This is a genomic window from Pedococcus sp. P1_H8 (genome assembly GCF_056405175.1).
The window spans coordinates 1-380 of record NZ_JBFUCP010000411.1 but is presented as its reverse complement, the minus strand read 5'-3'; the positions used below and the strand labels follow the sequence as shown (position 1 = coordinate 380).

1 pseudogene is annotated in these 380 nt (G+C 66.1%); it reads left to right on the top strand.

Annotated features, from left to right (window positions below):
• Positions 1 to 200: pseudogene (locus AC1DYG_RS20600) on the top strand (hypothetical protein); the annotation flags it as partial.
• Positions 201 to 380: the final 180 nt, after the last annotated feature.

Sequence of the window (380 nt, the reverse complement as noted above, 5' to 3'; positions counted from 1 at the left end):
TCCGTACCCGCACCGGCTGCACACCGGAGAAGGCGCGTGAGTTCATCGCCCAGGGCATGCTGATCAACACGATGCTCGCCATGCGGGCGCCGGAGCACTTCGACGAGGACCCCGCACTCGCGGAACTGTCGGCCTGCGTGTTCGGCGGCACCCTCGACGCCGACGCCACCGATTCCGCGGCGACCGAGACTCGGGGCTGACCCGCATTCCGCGGAACAGCCAGCACCCGAGACCCGGTATCGCGCCCCCTCCTTGGCCAGAGTCGAGGAGGTGTGACTGTCAGTGCTTCACAGGGCACCGACCGTTGAAGTCCACTTCGAACTCCTTGATTCCGTTCAACCAACCCGAGCGCAGTCGCTTCGGATCACCCAGCCTGGTGA